The sequence below is a fragment of the Pantoea sp. SOD02 genome, assembly GCF_024707505.1.
Taxonomy (GTDB): Bacteria; Pseudomonadota; Gammaproteobacteria; order Enterobacterales; family Enterobacteriaceae; genus Pantoea; species Pantoea symbiotica.
Map to the genome: position 1 here is coordinate 2239432 of NZ_CP102604.1, position 17139 is coordinate 2256570.

The 17139-nt window shown below is 50.7% G+C and carries 15 protein-coding genes and 2 tRNA genes; 7 read left to right on the top strand and 10 right to left on the bottom strand.

All coding sequences use genetic code 11. The annotated features are described in order from the left end of the window. Positions 1–72: 72 nt before the first annotated feature. On the bottom strand, positions 73–720 hold the full coding sequence (locus tag NR302_RS10430) for a YchE family NAAT transporter (RefSeq protein WP_008106584.1): 648 nt from the start codon (positions 718–720) through the stop codon (positions 73–75). 446 nt (positions 721–1166) lie between these two features. Between NR302_RS10430 and adhE the strand changes: the two genes are divergently transcribed. After that, positions 1167–3842, top strand: coding sequence for a bifunctional acetaldehyde-CoA/alcohol dehydrogenase (gene adhE / locus NR302_RS10435; protein WP_179450679.1), 2676 nt, complete (start codon positions 1167–1169; stop codon positions 3840–3842). Positions 3843–3897: 55 nt separating this feature from the next. Here the strand turns inward: adhE and tdk are convergent, their stop codons facing one another. Next, entirely contained in the window at positions 3898–4518 is a 621-nt protein-coding gene (gene tdk, locus NR302_RS10440) for a thymidine kinase (RefSeq protein WP_258143415.1), read from the bottom strand. A gap of 412 nt (positions 4519–4930) precedes the next feature. Between tdk and hns the strand changes: the two genes are divergently transcribed. After that, the gene (hns, locus tag NR302_RS10445; RefSeq protein ID WP_008106589.1) at positions 4931–5338 is read left to right on the top strand and encodes a histone-like nucleoid-structuring protein H-NS; all 408 of its coding nucleotides are present in this window, start codon (positions 4931–4933) and stop codon (positions 5336–5338) included. A 95-nt stretch (positions 5339–5433) separates the two neighbouring features. On the opposite strand, the gene NR302_RS10450 is transcribed toward hns, so the two are convergent. From NR302_RS10450 to rssA, 5 genes are all read right to left on the bottom strand, one after another. Continuing rightward, positions 5434–6441 carry an NAD-dependent epimerase gene (locus NR302_RS10450; protein ID WP_154156331.1) on the bottom strand — a complete coding sequence of 336 codons (1008 nt, stop codon included), beginning with the start codon at positions 6439–6441 and terminating at the stop codon, positions 5434–5436. Between the two features lie 10 nt (positions 6442–6451). Further along, complete coding sequence (locus NR302_RS10455) at positions 6452–7795, bottom strand: UDP-glucose/GDP-mannose dehydrogenase family protein (protein ID WP_008106593.1); 1344 nt, start codon at positions 7793–7795, stop codon at positions 6452–6454. Positions 7796–7818: 23 nt separating this feature from the next. Next, entirely contained in the window at positions 7819–8727 is a 909-nt protein-coding gene (galU, locus tag NR302_RS10460) for a UTP--glucose-1-phosphate uridylyltransferase GalU (protein ID WP_008106595.1), read from the bottom strand. Between the two features lie 193 nt (positions 8728–8920). Then, entirely contained in the window at positions 8921–9937 is a 1017-nt protein-coding gene (gene rssB / locus NR302_RS10465) for a two-component system response regulator RssB (protein WP_061718765.1), read from the bottom strand. 102 nt (positions 9938–10039) lie between these two features. Continuing rightward, a complete protein-coding gene (gene rssA / locus NR302_RS10470) occupies positions 10040–10945 on the bottom strand; it encodes a patatin-like phospholipase RssA (protein WP_008106599.1) in 906 nt (301 codons plus the stop codon). Between the two features lie 96 nt (positions 10946–11041). On the opposite strand from rssA, the gene NR302_RS10475 reads away from it, so the two are divergent. From NR302_RS10475 to xthA, 5 genes are all read left to right on the top strand, one after another. Next, positions 11042–11497 (top strand): YchJ family metal-binding protein, encoded by a 456-nt coding sequence (locus NR302_RS10475; protein ID WP_036648929.1) that lies wholly within the window; start codon positions 11042–11044, stop codon positions 11495–11497. A gap of 182 nt (positions 11498–11679) precedes the next feature. After that, a complete protein-coding gene (gene purU / locus NR302_RS10480) occupies positions 11680–12528 on the top strand; it encodes a formyltetrahydrofolate deformylase (protein ID WP_036648946.1) in 849 nt (282 codons plus the stop codon). A 144-nt stretch (positions 12529–12672) separates the two neighbouring features. Then, positions 12673–12757, top strand: a tRNA-Tyr gene (locus NR302_RS10485). 42 nt (positions 12758–12799) lie between these two features. Continuing rightward, positions 12800–12884: transfer RNA gene (locus NR302_RS10490), tRNA-Tyr, on the top strand. 115 nt (positions 12885–12999) lie between these two features. Next, positions 13000–13806, top strand: a complete 807-nt coding sequence (xthA, locus tag NR302_RS10495; protein WP_008110344.1) for an exodeoxyribonuclease III — start codon at positions 13000–13002, stop codon at positions 13804–13806. 32 nt (positions 13807–13838) lie between these two features. Here the strand turns inward: xthA and NR302_RS10500 are convergent, their stop codons facing one another. Genes NR302_RS10500 through selD form a run of 3 tightly spaced genes read right to left on the bottom strand, consistent with a single transcriptional unit; the run spans position 13839 to position 17122 of the window. Beyond that, complete coding sequence (locus NR302_RS10500) at positions 13839–14135, bottom strand: YnjH family protein (protein ID WP_008110345.1); 297 nt, start codon at positions 14133–14135, stop codon at positions 13839–13841. Then, positions 14135–16057 carry a DNA topoisomerase III gene (locus tag NR302_RS10505; RefSeq protein ID WP_258143416.1) on the bottom strand — a complete coding sequence of 641 codons (1923 nt, stop codon included), beginning with the start codon at positions 16055–16057 and terminating at the stop codon, positions 14135–14137. Before NR302_RS10505 ends, NR302_RS10500 begins: the two co-directional genes overlap by 1 nt. A gap of 21 nt (positions 16058–16078) precedes the next feature. After that, entirely contained in the window at positions 16079–17122 is a 1044-nt protein-coding gene (selD, locus tag NR302_RS10510) for a selenide, water dikinase SelD (protein ID WP_008110347.1), read from the bottom strand. Between the last annotated feature and the right edge of the window lie 17 nt (positions 17123–17139).

A 17139-nucleotide genomic window follows, 5' to 3' on the forward strand; every position in this document is an offset into this window, starting at 1 on the left:
AATGGTGCAATTAAGTTTAACGTTGCACCATTGTGGATCGCGTTGCTGGTTAAGATTAAAAATTAAGGGCTATTAATTGAGTAATCCGGGGAAGATTGATTTCATGCCGGTGACAATAAATTCTATGCCCAATGCCATTAACAACAATCCCATGATACGAGTGATAACGTTGATCCCGGTTTGGCCAAGTACTCGCACCATCAATGGTGCTGCGCGAAACAGTAGCCAACAGCAAAACGCGAAAATTGCAATCGCGATACTAAAGCCAATTAGGTTCTGCCAGCTGTGATAACGCGTACTCCAGACGATGGTTGAACTGATTGCGCCGGGACCGGCCATCAACGGTAAAGCCAGCGGTACCACGCCAATACTTTCACGAATGGCGCTCTCTGACTTCTCCTGCTTGTTCTGCTTATCCTCACCCAGTTTTCCGCTGATCATCGACATCGCGATGGTGACGACCAGAATCCCGCCGGCAATACGGAACGAATCTATCGAAATACCAAACAGATGCAGGATGCCATCACCAAGGAAAAGTGACGTCCACAGGATAATGGCGACGGCCAGGTTCGCGGTGAGGTTGGTTTTGTTGCGCTCAACCACAGCCTGATAGCTGGTCATGCTGATAAAGACCGGGATGATACCTACCGGATTTACCAGGGCAAACAAACCGACAAAAAACTTAATGTAGCCGGATAGATCAAGTAGCACGGGGTTCAAAGTGGGCTCCGGTAAAGTCTGAGTAGAAAAACGCGCTTAATGTAGTGCATAAGCCGGGCGGAAAACCAGAGGCGCCAACAGAAATTTATGCTGCCGGCAAAGCTTTAAGTCAGTTCTTTCAACTACTGTTAACGTTGGGTTATGTCAATGAAGCCAGCAGGTACCGCAGATGTGGCACATCACGCTAACTTTACTTGCAAAAGTTAGTGCTGAAAGGTGTCAGCTTGGATCAGGATTGATCTGCATCAAAATTTACCTACCCCATCAGGGGTAATCTTACCCCGTCGAAACAACTTCCTGACGCTTAAAAATCTTGACAAGGAAACCCTTTTAGTAAGCAAAGGCAAAACAGTCGCCAACCTGACCAAAATATAAGCATAGCGTGACTATACTTCTGGATTCAGGCTTGTTTACTAAAAGAGTTTAACTTCCTTCAGGAGAGCACTATGGCCGTTACTAATGTTGCCGAACTTAATGCACTGGTTGAGCGTGTAAAAAAGGCACAGCGTGAGTATGCTAATTTCAGTCAGGAACAAGTTGATGCCATCTTCCGCGCTGCCGCACTTGCTGCTGCAGACGCACGAATTCCTCTGGCCAAGCTGGCCGTTGCCGAATCAGGCATGGGTATTGTTGAAGATAAAGTGATCAAGAACCACTTTGCTTCTGAATACATCTACAACGCTTACAAAGATGAAAAAACCTGCGGTATCCTCGCCACTGATGACACCTTCGGCACCATTACCATTGCTGAACCGATTGGCCTGATCTGCGGTATCGTTCCAACCACCAACCCAACTTCTACGGCTATTTTCAAAGCGCTGATTAGCCTGAAAACCCGTAATGGCATTATCTTCTCGCCACATCCACGTGCGAAAGATGCAACCAATAAAGCCGCAGACATTGTGCTGCAAGCGGCGATTGCGGCGGGTGCACCAAAAGATATTATCGGCTGGATCGATACCCCTTCTGTCGAGCTTTCTAATCAGTTAATGCATCACCCCGATATAAACCTGATCCTTGCAACCGGCGGTCCGGGCATGGTGAAGGCTGCATACAGTTCCGGTAAACCGGCAATTGGTGTAGGTGCAGGTAACACGCCAGTCGTGATTGATGAAACAGCGGATATCAAACGCGCCGTCGCGTCTATCCTGATGTCGAAAACCTTCGATAACGGTGTGATTTGTGCTTCTGAGCAATCCGTGATTGTAGTTGATTCGGCTTATGACGCGGTTCGAGAGCGTTTTGCCAGCCACGGTGGCTACCTGCTGCAAGGTAAAGAGCTGAAAGCCATTCAGGATATCATTCTGAAGAATGGCGCGTTGAATGCGGCGATTGTAGGCCAGCCAGCGACGAAGATTGCCGAATTGGCCGGAATTAGCGTGCCTGCAACTACCAAGATTCTGATCGGTGAAGTGAAACTGGTTGATGAGTCTGAGCCTTTCGCACATGAAAAACTCTCTCCAACCTTAGCGATGTACCGTGCGAAGGATTACCACGACGCGGTAGATAAAGCTGAAAAACTGGTAACAATGGGCGGTATCGGCCACACCTCATGCCTGTATACCGACCAGGATAACCAAATCGAACGCGTGCACTACTTCGGCGACAAAATGAAGACCGCGCGTATTCTGATTAATACACCGGCGTCACAAGGCGGTATCGGTGATCTGTACAACTTCAAACTGGCTCCGTCACTGACGCTGGGCTGTGGTTCATGGGGCGGTAACTCCATTTCTGAAAACGTGGGACCAAAACATCTCATAAACAAGAAAACCGTGGCCAAGCGAGCTGAGAATATGTTGTGGCATAAACTTCCGAAGTCTATTTACTTCCGTCGTGGCTCACTGCCGATTGCTCTGGAAGAAGTGGCAACTGACGGTGCCAAACGCGCCTTTATCGTTACCGACCGCTTCCTGTTCAATAACGGCTATGCCGACCAGGTGACTCGCGTACTGAAATCACACGGTATCGAAACCGAAGTCTTCTTCGAAGTTGAAGCTGACCCAACGCTGAGCATCGTTCGTAAAGGTGCAGAGCAGATGAACAGCTTTAAACCTGATGTGATTATCGCACTCGGCGGTGGTTCACCGATGGATGCAGCAAAAATTATGTGGGTGATGTACGAACATCCTGAAACGCATTTCGAAGAGTTGGCACTGCGCTTTATGGACATCCGTAAACGCATCTATAAGTTCCCGAAAATGGGCGTCAAAGCGCGCATGGTTGCCATCACGACCACTTCCGGTACCGGTTCTGAAGTCACACCATTTGCCGTGGTGACTGATGATGCGACCGGCCAGAAATACCCATTAGCGGATTATGCTCTGACACCAGACATGGCGATTGTTGACGCCAACCTGGTGATGGATATGCCGCGTTCACTCTGCGCCTTCGGTGGTCTCGATGCGGTGACGCACTCACTTGAAGCCTACGTTTCCGTATTAGCGAACGAGTATTCTGACGGCCAGGCTTTGCAAGCACTGAAACTGCTGAAAGAGAACCTGCCTGCCAGCTATCGCGATGGCGCGAAAAATCCTGTGGCTCGCGAACGTGTTCACAATGCAGCGACTATCGCGGGGATTGCGTTCGCTAACGCCTTCCTGGGTGTGTGTCACTCAATGGCGCATAAACTGGGGTCTGAGTTCCATATCCCACATGGTCTGGCAAACGCCCTGCTGATTTCAAACGTCATTCGCTACAACGCCAATGACAACCCGACCAAGCAGACGGCTTTCAGCCAGTACGATCGTCCACAAGCACGTCGTCGTTATGCCGAGATTGCCGACCATCTGGGACTCTCCGCCGCTGGCGACCGTACCGCGCAGAAAATTGAAAAACTGCTCGCCTGGCTTGAAGAGATGAAAACGCAGTTGGGCATCCCAACCTCTATCCGCGAAGCGGGTGTGCAAGAGGCGGACTTCCTTGCGAAAGTTGACAAGCTGGCTGAGGATGCATTCGATGACCAATGTACCGGTGCGAACCCACGCTATCCGCTGATTGCTGAGTTAAAACAAATCATGCTGGATACCTTCTACGGCCGTGAATTCTCTGAGTCACTGAATGAGAAAGCTGAAGAAGTTAAAGCCGAAGTAAAAGTTGATAAGAAAATGAAGAAAGCGTAAAGCGCTTTAAACAAAAAACCCGCTTCGGCGGGTTTTTTTATGGCTTGCTGAGCAGTTAACCCTGCGGGGATTGTGAGCCGTAAATCGCCTGAAGGGAACCTTCATCAATCGCCTGCTTATAATGTTTACGGCAGACCGATATATAGCGCTCATTGCCACCAATCACCACCTGCTCGCCTTCGCTAAAGGGTTTACCCTTTGCATCGAGACGAAGGACCATGCTGGCTTTTCTGCCACAATGGCAGATGGTTTTAAGCTCAACCAGCTTATCCGCCCATGCCAGCAAATATTGGCTGCCTACAAACAGCTCTCCACGGAAATCCGTGCGCAAGCCATAGCAAAGCACCGGAATATCCAGATTGTCGACAACATCAGATAACGCTTTCACCTGTTCGCGCGTGAGGAACTGGCTTTCATCGACTAACACACAATGCACGGGTTGCTTCGCATGTTCTGCCGCTATTTCCTCATCGAGCCTTGTCTCATCGTTATATAAAAATGCAGGAGACGAAAGACCGATGCGTGAACTGACTTTGCCTGCACCAAAGCGGTTATCGATCTCGGCGGTATAAACCAGCGATCGCATCCCGCGCTCGTGGTAATTATAAGAAGATTGCAGCAAAGCCGTTGATTTACCCGCATTCATCGCAGAGTAATAAAAATAAAGTTGAGCCATTAGAAAATCTCATCGTAGCCTATATCTGTTGCGCCGCAGTTTACCATAAAGCTGTATACCTGTAGCGATGCATTATTTTTATCATTTGCTCAAATTAACATCACCATCAAGATGGATATCACTGCGCCCAAAAAAGAGAGCACGTTTTGACAAAGTAGCGATTAAGCCGATATTTCATTCGTTTTAATTAAAGCCGAAGCGTCAGGATTAGCGTGGGCTAAGCGTTCAGCCTACTAAGCCAGTTAAAAAAGATTGCCAGATAAGTAAATATATTCTGAATAGCGTTATAAAATCGCACTCCTTTTTTATTTTTACGTTTTGCTTTTAAATCCGGCTATTGCAGTTATTTTTTTGCACCACTATTATGAGTCGGCAGAACAACCTCCATTTATTATATTTTGAGATTAGGACAATGAGCGAAGCACTTAAAATTCTTAATAATATCCGTACATTGCGCGCACAGGCTCGGGAATGCTCTCTGGAAACATTGGAAGAGATGCTGGAAAAACTCGAAGTTGTGGTCAATGAGCGTCGTGAAGATGATACTCATGCACAAGCGGAAAATGCAGAGCGCACACGCAAGCTTGAACAATATCGCGAGATGCTGATTGCCGATGGCATCGACCCAAATGAGCTATTGCAGGCATTATCTGAAACAAAAGTTCCGGGTAAAGCCAAGCGTGCTGCGCGCCCCGCTAAATATTCTTACGTTGATGAAAACGGTGAAAACCGCACCTGGACTGGCCAGGGCCGCACGCCTGCTGTGATTAAAAAAGCAATTGAAGAACAAGGTAAACAACTGGACGATTTCCTACTGTAATCATTCCAGCGCTCAGAATTGTAATTAGTTCACCACTAATTCACTTTGACCAGGTAAGAAAAAGGAAGCCAATGGCTTCCTTTTTTAATGCTTAATTATTGTTGATAGAAGCGGCGATACCAATCAACAAAATGCTGCACACCCTGCTCAACGCTAGTTTGAGGACGGAAATTGATCGCCTGATACAGAGGTTGTGTATCAGCGCTGGTACCCAGCACGTCGCCGGGTTGCATTGGCAGCATATTTTTCTTCGCTTCAATGCCCAATGCTTTTTCCAGCGACTCAATATAGGTCATTAAGCTGGTCGGCTGGCTATTGCCGATGTTGTAAACGCGATAAGGTGCCGAACTGCTTGCAGGCGAACCAGCTTCAACTGTCCAGCTATCATCCGGTTGAGGAATTACATCCTGCAAACGTACGATCGCTTCTGCAATGTCATCAATATAAGTGAAGTCACGCGTCATTTGTCCGTTGTTATAAACGTCAATTTGTTCACCCGCTAACATCGCGCGGGTAAATTTGAACAGCGCCATATCCGGACGGCCCCACGGACCATAAACGGTGAAAAAGCGTAATCCTGTAGTGGGCAATTGATAAAGATGTGAATAGGTATGCGACATCAATTCGTTAGCTTTTTTAGTGGCCGCATAGAGTGAAACCGGATGGTCAACGGAATCGTCTGTTGAAAAAGGCATTTTGCGATTCAGGCCATAAACTGAACTTGATGAGGCATAAAGAAGGTGGCCGATTTTATGATGGCGGCAGCCTTCAAGAATATTGAGATGACCGATTAAATTTGCTTCGGCATAAGCATGGGGATTTTCGATCGAATAACGTACGCCAGCCTGAGCGCCCAAATGAATAACGCGTTCAAACGCATGCTCAGCGAATAAAGAAGAAATGGCCTGGCGATCCGCCAGGTCCATTTTTACGAAAATAAAATCAGAATGTTGTGTGTTCTGGTCTAAACGGGCCTGCTTAAGGCTAACATCATAATAGTCATTCAGGTTATCGATACCGACAACCTGGTGACCAGCGGCCAGCAAGCGCTGACTGACGTGAAATCCAATAAAACCTGCCGCGCCGGTGACCAGAAACTTCATACATCCCTCATTATTCTACGATTTTAATTGATGCTCCGCGGCCGATTGCATAGTACGTGAAACCGCGCTTGCTGATACGCTCTGGATCATACAGGTTACGACCATCAAAAATCACGGGTTCTTTTAACGCACTTTTGATGACGTCAAAATCTGGTGCACGGAAGTTTTGCCATTCAGTACAGATAACTAAGCCATCCGCACCCTGCAGCGCTGCTTCTTTGGTGCCCATCAACTTCAGATCGTTACGATGACCATAAACGCGTTGCGCTTCGTCCATCGCTTCTGGGTCAAACGCCTGAACCGTTGCACCGGCTTCCCACAGTGTTTCCATCAGCACGCGGCTGGAGGCTTCACGCATGTCGTCAGTGTTCGGTTTGAACGCCAATCCCCACAAAGCAAAGGTTTTGCCGCGCAGATCGTCGCCAAAATGACGCTTAATAAAGGTTGGCAGCTTGTTCTTCTGCGAATCGTTAACGTCTTCAACCGCCTGCAACAGACGCGGAGTGTAACCAATTGACTCAGCAGTACGAATCAGTGCCTGCACGTCTTTCGGGAAACAAGAACCACCATAGCCGCAGCCAGGATAGATGAAGTGATAACCGATACGTGAATCTGAACCGATACCCTGGCGAACCTTCTCAACGTCGGCTCCCAGACGTTCTGCCAGGTTAGAGATCTCGTTCATGAAGCTGATTTTGGTTGCCAGCATGCAGTTAGCCGCATATTTGGTCAGCTCTGCACTGCGGATATCCATCAAAATCATACGATCATGATTACGGTTGAACGGCTCATACAGCTCGCGTAGCAGCTCAACCACTTCATCATTATCGGTACCGACAACGATACGCTCAGGACGCATACAGTCATTAACTGCTGCACCTTCCTTGAGGAATTCCGGGTTTGAAACCACGTCAAAGGCGATGTTCACATCACGCTTTTGCAAAGTTTCAGTCATCACCGCACGAACGCGATCCGCTGTACCTACGGGTACAGTTGATTTGTCGATAACAACTTTGTGATCGTTCATGTGCTGCGCGATTGTGCGCGCAACAGCTGTCACATATTTCAGATCGGCAGAACCGTCTTCATCCGGTGGCGTACCCACGGCGATAAACTGCATCACGCCATGATTAACGCCCTCTTCCGCATTCGTGCTGAACTTCAGGCGACCCGACTCATAATTGGACATAACGAGTGGCGTCAGGCCCGGTTCAAAGATCGGAATATTGCCTTTCTTTAAGTTCTCGACTTTCTTTTCGTCGACATCAATACAGAGAACGTCATGTCCGACTTCGGCCAACACCGCAGCCTGAACCAGACCGACATAGCCGATACCAAATACAGTGACTTTCATTGAATTATCCTGTGTTTATTGAGTTACTTTTTGTTGCCTACCGCGCCTTCGAGCCACTGAGTGAAATCTTTACCCAGGACTGGATGGCGAACGCCGTACTCAACAAACGCTTGCATGTAACCCAGTTTGTTACCGCAGTCATGGCTAACACCGTTCAGGTGATAAGCTTCAACGGTCTCTTTTTCCATCAGCATCGCAATGGAGTCAGTCAGCTGAACTTCGCCACCTGCACCTGGAGGTGTTTTCGCCAGCAGTGGCCAGATTTCAGCAGACAGCACGTAACGACCAACAACGGCCAGGTTTGATGGGGCTTCAGAAGCTTTAGGCTTCTCAACCACGCCAACCATTGGCGCGCTCTGACCTGCAGAGAGATCAGCACCCTGGCAGTCAACCACACCGTAAGCGGTTACATCCGCAACTGGCTCAACCATGATCTGGCTGCGGCCGCTCTCTTCGTAGCGCGCCAGCATCTCTGCCAGGTTGTCTTTGGTTGGGTCAGATTCGTATTCATCGATGATTACGTCTGGCAGGATTACGGCGAATGGCTCATCACCAATCAGCGGATGTGCACACATTACTGCGTGGCCCAGACCTTTCGCGATACCCTGACGAACCTGCATGATGGTGACGTGTGGAGGGCAGATTGACTGGATTTCATCCAGCAGCTGACGCTTAACACGTTTTTCCAGCATAGATTCCAGCTCAAAACTGGTATCAAAGTGGTTTTCGATGGCGTTTTTAGAAGAGTGTGTAACCAGCACAATCTCGTTAATGCCTGCTGCAATGCACTCATTTACGACATACTGGATCAACGGCTTATCGACCAGCGGTAACATCTCTTTTGGAATAGCTTTGGTCGCAGGCAGCATACGCGTGCCGAGGCCTGCAACTGGGATTACCGCTTTTTTAACTTTAGTCTTATAGGCAGACATCAAAATACCTCTCTTAATAGGCCGTTCAAGTTAATACTTGATATGTCAGTTTAAAAACGAAATGAGTATATCAGTTACTATCAGGTGGATTTATCCTGGAAGAAGTTAATCCACGGAATTTAGGACTATTACCCAAGTGTAAAGCTTGCCCCTGGTCCTGTCTTCAACCCGTGGAAAATTTAAATCCGACTGGTCATTCTTCAGCTGATAGCATCAAACGTAGCCTGCCCCCAGCGCCCCAAATATGGCACTGCCAGGCGTCGGCACGTTGACTGATTTGATTGAGATGGGTGCTGCCCATAGTACCAAGTGGCACACCATTACTGAGTTGGATTTGATGAGTATTGATATGCAATGTAGCGTTGAGTCCTGCTGAAACCAGGATCAGATTTTTCAACTGGCGGTGGTAATAGCCCACCAGCAACGGGAACTGACCGCTGAGATTGGCTTGCCGCAACAGCATGTTGACCTGCCGTAGCAACCCATTTAATTCAGGCAATCGCTGCTTCTGGCCGGAGAGTTGCTCCTGCAGCAAGCCATTAAACAGCGCGCGCAGTAACAGCGCGGCTAACACGCCATTATCACCAGCGCGTGTCACATCAAGGCAATAGAATGCCAAATCGTTATCAGACAGCGCCGCGATATCCAGCACTAAGCCCGGCTGTTCCGCCATGGTGAGCTGGCGGTAATTGATTCGGCAATTGGCGATGGTTTGCTGTACCGGCGGCTGAAGCTGTTTAAGTAATTTAGAGGCCGCCAGCGGATCGCTGACCAGCGCATCCCAATCCTGAAATAGCTGCTCATCCTCCTCCACTTTGGAGGTAAACATTGAGGGATAGAGACACTCAAACACCGCTTCACGGAAACGTTCAAGATTTTTGAGCGGTTTGAGCAGCACATCCTGCACGCCCAAACGCAACACATGGGCGATATCCGCCATATTTTGTGTGGCGGAGATAATCAGAATGGGCACATTGTTGCCGCGAGTGCGAAGACGCTCAACGAACGGGATACCGCCCATACGCGGCATTTCAAGATCGCAAATAACCAGATCCACTGACTGCGCCGACAACAATGTTAAGCCATCAACGCCATCTCCCGCCTCAAGCGTACTGGCGCCCAAGCTGGTTAATAAATTGTCTATCAATGAACGGAAAACGACCTCATCTTCGACAATGAGTATCTTTTTGCCGATTAGCGGTTTTTCCATTCTCTCCCCCTGCGTACCAGATAATTCAATAGTGGTTCATAAAATGCAGTTGCGCCTTTCAGAATTGGCTGAAGTAGCAACACCTGTGAATGAACAACCTGACTATCTGCCACGGACCAGCGGTAATAGTTCATCCATTTTTTTCTCAACGGCGGCCTTGCCAGCCGCGATGGCTTCTTCTGCACGATGGAAGTCCAGTGTGGAAATTTGTGGACAAAACGGCTGAATCAGCACATCCGGCGGATCGCCCGCCATGCGGTTACGTTTCAGGCGATTTTCCAGAACCTGGATGGATGTCGACATAATCTCCATCGCACCCGGCGTTTGATTAGCACGGCGTTGCGTCAGGCCAATCAGGCGTTGACGCAGTTTTTTTCCCCAGCTCAGCGCTTCAACTGCCGCCGCCTCTTCACCGCTTTGCGGCGTGACTGACAATAGATCTTGCTGCATCAGGTGTGCGTCATGCTGTAAATCCACGGCGATAACGATGTCAGCACCTAATGCGCGGGTTAATGAGATCGGTACAGGATTCACCACCGCACCGTCCACCAACCAATATCCATTGTAAGCGATGGGTGGTAATAAGCCTGGCATACTACAGGACGCACGCACAGCTTGATGCAAATCGCCCTCGGTTAACCACACTTCACGTCCGGTACTCAGGTTGGTTGCCACCACGCCAAACGGCTTGTCGCACTCATCGATCAGATCGTTAGGAATCAGCTGGCGAATATGACTAAACACCCTATCGCCGCGCAGTAGACCGCCGCGCTGCCACGAAAGATCCATCAGTCGGATGACGTCCCAGTAACGGAATGCGCTTACCCATTTTTCCATCACGCCCAGCCGTCCATTCACGTAAGCCGAGCCGACCAACGCGCCAACAGAACATCCCGCCACCACATCGATTTCAATCCCCGCGCGTTCCAGCGCATTGATCACGCCGATATGCGACCAACCTTTGGCAGCACCTGAACCTAGTGCCAGCCCGATTCTGACTTTTCTCATCTCACCTCATGATTGGCATGGTACGTAGCATCACGCCTGACAGTCGGCTACCATAGCGCACGCTTTAATTTACTTTAATCACTTCCAGGAGATGACGTGTCTGAAAAGTGCCCTTGCTGCAGCGGAAAGGAGTATAGCCTATGTTGCCAACCCTTTCTGAATGGCCAAACGAACCCGTCCAGCGCGGAGCAATTGATGCGCTCACGCTATACCGCCTACGTCGTGAAAGATGCCGCGTGGCTGGCAAAAACCTGGCACTCCAGTAAACGCGTGGCTGACCTTGAGACGTTATTATCCGAAAGTTTTAGCGGTACTGAATGGCTGGGCTTGAATGTAACTCGTTGTAATCATGGAAGCCACGAGAATGAAGCCTTCGTGACGTTTTTTGCGCGTTACCTCGAAAAAGGCCGCACTTCAGCCATCTATGAATGTTCGCGCTTTCTTCGCGAGGATCAACGCTGGTACTATGTCGACGGAACAACGCCTGAGTTGGGACGTAACGATCGCTGTCCTTGTGGCGCCGATAAAAAATACAAAAAATGTTGTGGTTAATCTGGACAGATAGACCCTAAATAATTTGAGTTGCAGCAAGGCGGCAAGTATGTGAATTCCCAGGAGCTTACAAAAGTAAGTGACTGGGGTGAGCATGCGCAGCCAACGCAGCTGCAGCGCAAAGTATGACGGGTATTCACAACGGCTTTACCATTCATCGCTTTGACAGGACTCTGATCGAGATGCAAGCGCAAACCATCCAACGAAAAGTTTTACGAACCATTTGCCCTGATGCGAAAGGTTTGATCGCCAAGATCACCAACATTTGCTACAAGCACGAACTCAACATTGTGCAGAACAATGAGTTTGTTGATCACCGTACCGGGCGCTTTTTCATGCGCACCGAGCTGGAAGGCATTTTCAACGACAACACCTTGCTGGCCGATCTCGATAGCGCGCTGCCAGTCGGTTCTGTGCGTGAACTGCAAAGTGCCGGTCGTCGTCGTGTGGTGATTCTGGTGACCAAAGAGGCGCATTGCCTTGGCGATCTGCTGATGAAAAGCGCATTTGGCGGTCTGGATATGGAGATTGCTGCAGTCATCGGTAACCACGAAACGCTGCGTTCATTGGTGGAACGTTTCGATATTCCGTTTGTGTTGGTGAGCCACGAAGGCCACACGCGTGAAGAGCACGATAACCGCATGGCGGACGAAATTGACCGTTATCAGCCTGATTACGTGGTGCTGGCGAAATATATGCGCGTGTTGACGCCCGCCTTCGTGCAACGTTATCCAAATCAAATCATCAATATTCACCACTCCTTCTTGCCGGCGTTCATTGGCGCGCGTCCTTATCATCAGGCTTATGAGCGTGGCGTAAAAATCATTGGCGCTACCGCGCACTACGTGAACGATAACCTCGATGAAGGCCCAATCATCATGCAGGACGTGATCAACGTCGACCACAGCTACACCGCAGAAGAGATGATGCGTGCAGGACGCGACGTTGAGAAGAATGTGTTGAGCCGCGCGCTGTATAAAGTGTTAGGCCAGCGCGTATTCGTTTACGGTAACCGCACGATCATTCTTTAACCACTTCGGCGCTGAACTGCACAACCTTTCAGCGCCACGCGTAAAAAGTGGGCAAACAGTTTTTATTTTCAGTGACGGCGCTTTACAGGCTGAGCGCATTTGTTATGATGCGCCCCGCTTTAAGACGCAATGATTCAGGCCAGTGGTGGGATTCCCGAGCGGCCAAAGGGAGCAGACTGTAAATCTGCCGTCACAGACTTCGAAGGTTCGAATCCTTCTCCCACCACCATCTGAATCGTCTCTGCTTAAAGCCACAATACGTAATATCCCCGGTGGGATTCCCGAGCGGCCAAAGGGAGCAGACTGTAAATCTGCCGTCACAGACTTCGAAGGTTCGAATCCTTCTCCCACCACCATCACATGTTTTCCCCTTCTGCTTTAATCGCTGTTTTCTCCCGCTTATCACCATGACTTTTGCCCAAAAACTCGTTACCATCGCGCCATACTTTTGCGGATAAAAATGGCAGCGAAATGAAATTTGTCTCTTTCAACATCAACGGCTTGCGTGCGCGTCCTCATCAATTAGCCGCGCTGGTTGAACAGCATCAACCTGATGTCATCGGCTTGCAGGAAACCAAAGTGCATGACGATATGTTCCCGCTCGAAGACGTCAGCAAACTCGGTTATCACGTGTTTTATCACGGGCAGAAAGGTCATTACGGCGTAGCGCTGCTAACCAAAGCTGAGCCAGTCAACGTCTCACGCGGTTTTCCCGGCGATGATGAAGATGCTCAGCGCCGTATAATCATGGCGGAAATCCCGAGTCCAATTGGCGATATCACCGTTATCAACGGTTATTTCCCGCAGGGTGAAAGCCGCGACCATCCCACCAAGTTCCCGGCGAAAGAGAAGTTTTATCGCGATCTGCAAAGCTATCTTGAGCAGCAGTTGGCCGTGGATAAACCGGTGTTGATCATGGGTGACATGAACATCAGCAGCACTGATTTTGACATCGGCATTGGTGAAGATAATCGTAAACGCTGGCTGCGCACCGGCAAGTGCTCGTTCCTGCCTGAAGAGCGTGAGTGGATGGATCGCTTGCTGCAGTGGGGTTTGGTTGACACCTGGCGCGATAAGTTCCCGGAAACCAACGATCGTTTCTCATGGTTTGATTACCGCTCGAAAGGCTTTGACGACAATCGCGGTCTGCGCATCGATCTGCTGCTGGCGAGCCAGCCGCTCGCCTCGCGCTGTATTGAGAGTGGCATTGATTACGATATCCGCAGCATGGAAAAACCGTCGGATCACGCCCCAGTCTGGTCAACGTTTAAGTTATGATGAAGCAGCGTGGCGTCATACGCCACGCGCTTTTATTTGATGATTTTCCAGATAAGCGGATTAGTGCCTAATACCTTCTCATCCCTGCCGCACTGCAATAACACGCCTTCTGCTTTAACCACCGCACCTTCAGAATAACTACGATTCTCATAGGTACAGCACTGCATGCAGTTGCTCTGACGATTATTTTGCCCTTGCGTCCAGACTTCGGGTGGCAGATCCACCACCACATCGGTATTACCCGTACGATTATTTTCCGGCTGGCGGTTGGCCAGCGCCGAGGTGCTGCATAACAATAATCCGCCCAGCAACATCATTGCATAACGCATCACTCTGTCTCCTTGGTTTTGCGACGAGCCGTTTTTGCTTTGGCTCTTTTTTTGGCCCCAGGCGCAGTCAATCCGCGAAAGGCCTGTAACGACGGTCGCTGGCGTGCTTCACCAATCAGCCCAATCAAGGTGCTGACCAGCGGCTGCATAAACTCATCATAGCGACAAGATTTCTCACTGATGCGGGTCAGCGTTGATTCCCATTGCGCCGTCATATCCGGCCGGGCGGCCATTTCTGGCAGCGCATGGATCAACGCCCTGCCCGCATCCGTCGAATGAATATAGCGGCCTTTTTTCACCAGAAAAGTGCGGCGGAACAGCAATTCGATAATGCCTGCACGCGTCGCTTCCGTACCTAAACCATCGGTTGCACGCAGCACTTTCTTTAATTCTTTATCCTGCACAAAGCGGGCGATGCCCGTCATCGCAGACAGCAGTGTCGCATCGGTAAACGGACGTGGCGGCTGCGTCTGCTTCGCCAGCACTTCGCCGCGCTCGCACAGCAGCTCATCGCCTTTGGCGACCACCGGCAGCGGCGTGCCATCGTTCTCCTCGTCACGCTCTTTGCTGCCAAGCAGCGCACGCCAGCCGGCTTCGGCCAGAAAGCGCGCTTTGGCGATAAATTTACCGCCGCCGATATCGAGGTCAATCACGCATTTGCGGAACACCGCATCCGGGCAAAACTGCATCAGATATTGGCGCGCAATAAGGCCGTAAATATTGGCTTCATTTTCGGTCAGATTGACCTTACTGGCACGCGCGGTGGGGATGATGGCGTGGTGCGCATCGACCTTTTTATCATCCCAACAGCGGTTCTTCTGATCGGGATTGAAGTCTGCTGGCGGCGTCAGATTGGGCTGATGCGCCTGAATGGCATTCAATACCGCATGGCGTCCGGCAAAGTGTTCATCGGGCAGATAGCGACTATCGGAACGCGGATAGGTGATCAGCTTGTGGGTTTCGTACAACCGCTGACAGCAATCGAGTACGTTCTGCGCGCTGAGGCCAAAGCGTTTGCCGGCTTCTATCTGCAGGCCAGAAAGCGAGAATGGCAGCGGCGCGGTATCCGACTCGCGTTTGTCGTTATAGCCGGTGACCAGCGCGGGCTTACCGTTAATGCGCTCAAGCACGTGATCCGCCAACGGACGATGCAGCAATCGCCCCTCTTCATCCTGCCATGGCTCGCAAGCGTCGCTTGGCACCCATGTCGCGACAAAACGCTCCTCTTTTGGCGTGACGATGTGTGCTTTAACCTCGAAATAGTCCTTCGGGATAAAGTTTTCGATCTCTTCATCGCGACGCACCACCAGACCCAGCACCGGCGTCTGTACGCGGCCAACCGACAGCACGCCATCGTAACCCGCATTACGCCCCAGCAAGGTAAAAGCGCGCGTCATATTGATGCCATACAGCCAGTCAGCGCGCGCACGCGCTAATGCGGACACGCACAGCGGAATAAATTCGCGGTTCTCACGCAAACGGCCGACCGCGCGTTCAACCGCCGAGGGATTGAGATCGTTAATCAAACAGCGCTGCACTGTTTTGCGTTTCTCTGGCGCGAGTTGCAGGTAATCCAGCACCTCATCCACCAGCAGTTGACCTTCACGATCGGGGTCACCCGCATGCACCACCGCGCTGGCTTGTTGCAGCAAGCCTTCAATCACTTTTAACTGCTTCGCCACCGAAGGACGCGGCTGCAAGCGCCATTTTTCCGGAATAATCGGTAAATCAGCCAGATTCCAGCGCGCATAGCGGCTGTCGTAACTGTCGGGTTGCGCCTGTTCAAGCAGGTGCCCAACACACCAGGTCACAACCTGGTCATTACCGCAGGCAATATAGCCGTCTCCGCGTCGATGCGGTTTCGGCAACACGTCGGCAATCGCACGCGCTAAGCTGGGTTTTTCGGCAATAAACAAACGCATGGATGGCGTCGTTCCTTAACGTCAGGTAACTACGGTAATCAGTGGACGATCGGCTTCGGCGGCAAACAGTTCGCCAATCGACGTTGCTTGTACGCCAGCAGCAGAGGCACAGCGCTGGAATGCATCAATAGTGCTGGGTTGAACCGCCACCAGCAAGCCGCCGGAGGTTTGTGGATCGCACAGCAGCGCGCGGGTGGCGTCATCAAGTGGGGAAACCTGCTCACCATAACTGGCAAAGTTGCGGCTGGTACCGCCAGGCACCGCTCCCGCAGCGATATAGTCATCGACGCCCGCCAGGCGCGGCACCTGCGACGCAATCACTTCAGCACGTAATCCGGAACCGTGACAGATTTCACTCAAATGACCAAGTAAGCCAAAACCGGTGACATCGGTCATCGCGCTTACGCCCGCCAGTTTGGCGAATTCCGCACCGGCTTTATTCAGCTGGCACATCACATCGGCGGCCAGTGACTGATGTTCAGGTCGCAGCAGGCCTTTTTTCTCGGCGGTGGTGAGAATGCCAATGCCTAACGGTTTGGTGAGGAAGAGCTGACAGCCGGCCTGCGCCGCGCTGTTCTTTTTCACACGCGCCACTTCGACAATACCGGTCACGGCCAGACCGAAGATCGGCTCTGGTGCATCAATCGAGTGCCCGCCCGCCAGCGCGATTCCTGCCGCCTGACAAGCAGCACGCCCGCCTTCGACCACCTGCTGGGCTACTTCAGGACTCAATACATTCACCGGCCAGCCTAAAATAGCGATCGCCATGATCGGTTTCCCGCCCATGGCATAAATATCGCTGATGGCGTTAGTGGCGGCGATACGACCAAAAGTGAAAGGATCGTCAACGATCGGCATAAAGAAATCGGTAGTGCTTACCACCGCAGTACCGTTCCCGAGATCGTATACAGCGGCGTCATCACGCGTTTCATTGCCCACCAGCAGTTGCGGATCGTGAAACGGGCTGAGCTCACTGCGCAGAATGGTTTCCAAAACCTGCGGCGAAATTTTGCACCCGCAACCCGCACCGTGGCTGTATTGCGTTAAACGAAGAGGTTCACTCATGGCGACTTCCTTATGCG

What these genes read in the sequence shown, in the direction of transcription:
- tdk (WP_258143415.1), bottom strand. Translation starts at nt 4,518, where the DNA reads ATGGCTCAACTTTATTTTTATTACTCTGCGATGAATGCGGGTAAATCA.
- adhE (WP_179450679.1), top strand. Translation starts at nt 1,167, where the DNA reads ATGGCCGTTACTAATGTTGCCGAACTTAATGCACTGGTTGAGCGTGTA.
- NR302_RS10450 (WP_154156331.1), bottom strand. Translation starts at nt 6,441, where the DNA reads ATGAAGTTTCTGGTCACCGGCGCGGCAGGTTTTATTGGATTTCACGTC.
- NR302_RS10500 (WP_008110345.1), bottom strand. Translation starts at nt 14,135, where the DNA reads ATGCGTTATGCAATGATGTTGCTGGGCGGATTATTGTTATGCAGCACC.
- selD (WP_008110347.1), bottom strand. Translation starts at nt 17,122, where the DNA reads ATGAGTGAACCTCTTCGTTTAACGCAATACAGCCACGGTGCGGGTTGC.
- purU (WP_036648946.1), top strand. Translation starts at nt 11,680, where the DNA reads ATGCAAGCGCAAACCATCCAACGAAAAGTTTTACGAACCATTTGCCCT.
- galU (WP_008106595.1), bottom strand. Translation starts at nt 8,727, where the DNA reads ATGTCTGCCTATAAGACTAAAGTTAAAAAAGCGGTAATCCCAGTTGCA.
- xthA (WP_008110344.1), top strand. Translation starts at nt 13,000, where the DNA reads ATGAAATTTGTCTCTTTCAACATCAACGGCTTGCGTGCGCGTCCTCAT.
- NR302_RS10455 (WP_008106593.1), bottom strand. Translation starts at nt 7,795, where the DNA reads ATGAAAGTCACTGTATTTGGTATCGGCTATGTCGGTCTGGTTCAGGCT.
- NR302_RS10505 (WP_258143416.1), bottom strand. Translation starts at nt 16,057, where the DNA reads ATGCGTTTGTTTATTGCCGAAAAACCCAGCTTAGCGCGTGCGATTGCC.
- hns (WP_008106589.1), top strand. Translation starts at nt 4,931, where the DNA reads ATGAGCGAAGCACTTAAAATTCTTAATAATATCCGTACATTGCGCGCA.
- rssA (WP_008106599.1), bottom strand. Translation starts at nt 10,945, where the DNA reads ATGAGAAAAGTCAGAATCGGGCTGGCACTAGGTTCAGGTGCTGCCAAA.
- rssB (WP_061718765.1), bottom strand. Translation starts at nt 9,937, where the DNA reads ATGGAAAAACCGCTAATCGGCAAAAAGATACTCATTGTCGAAGATGAG.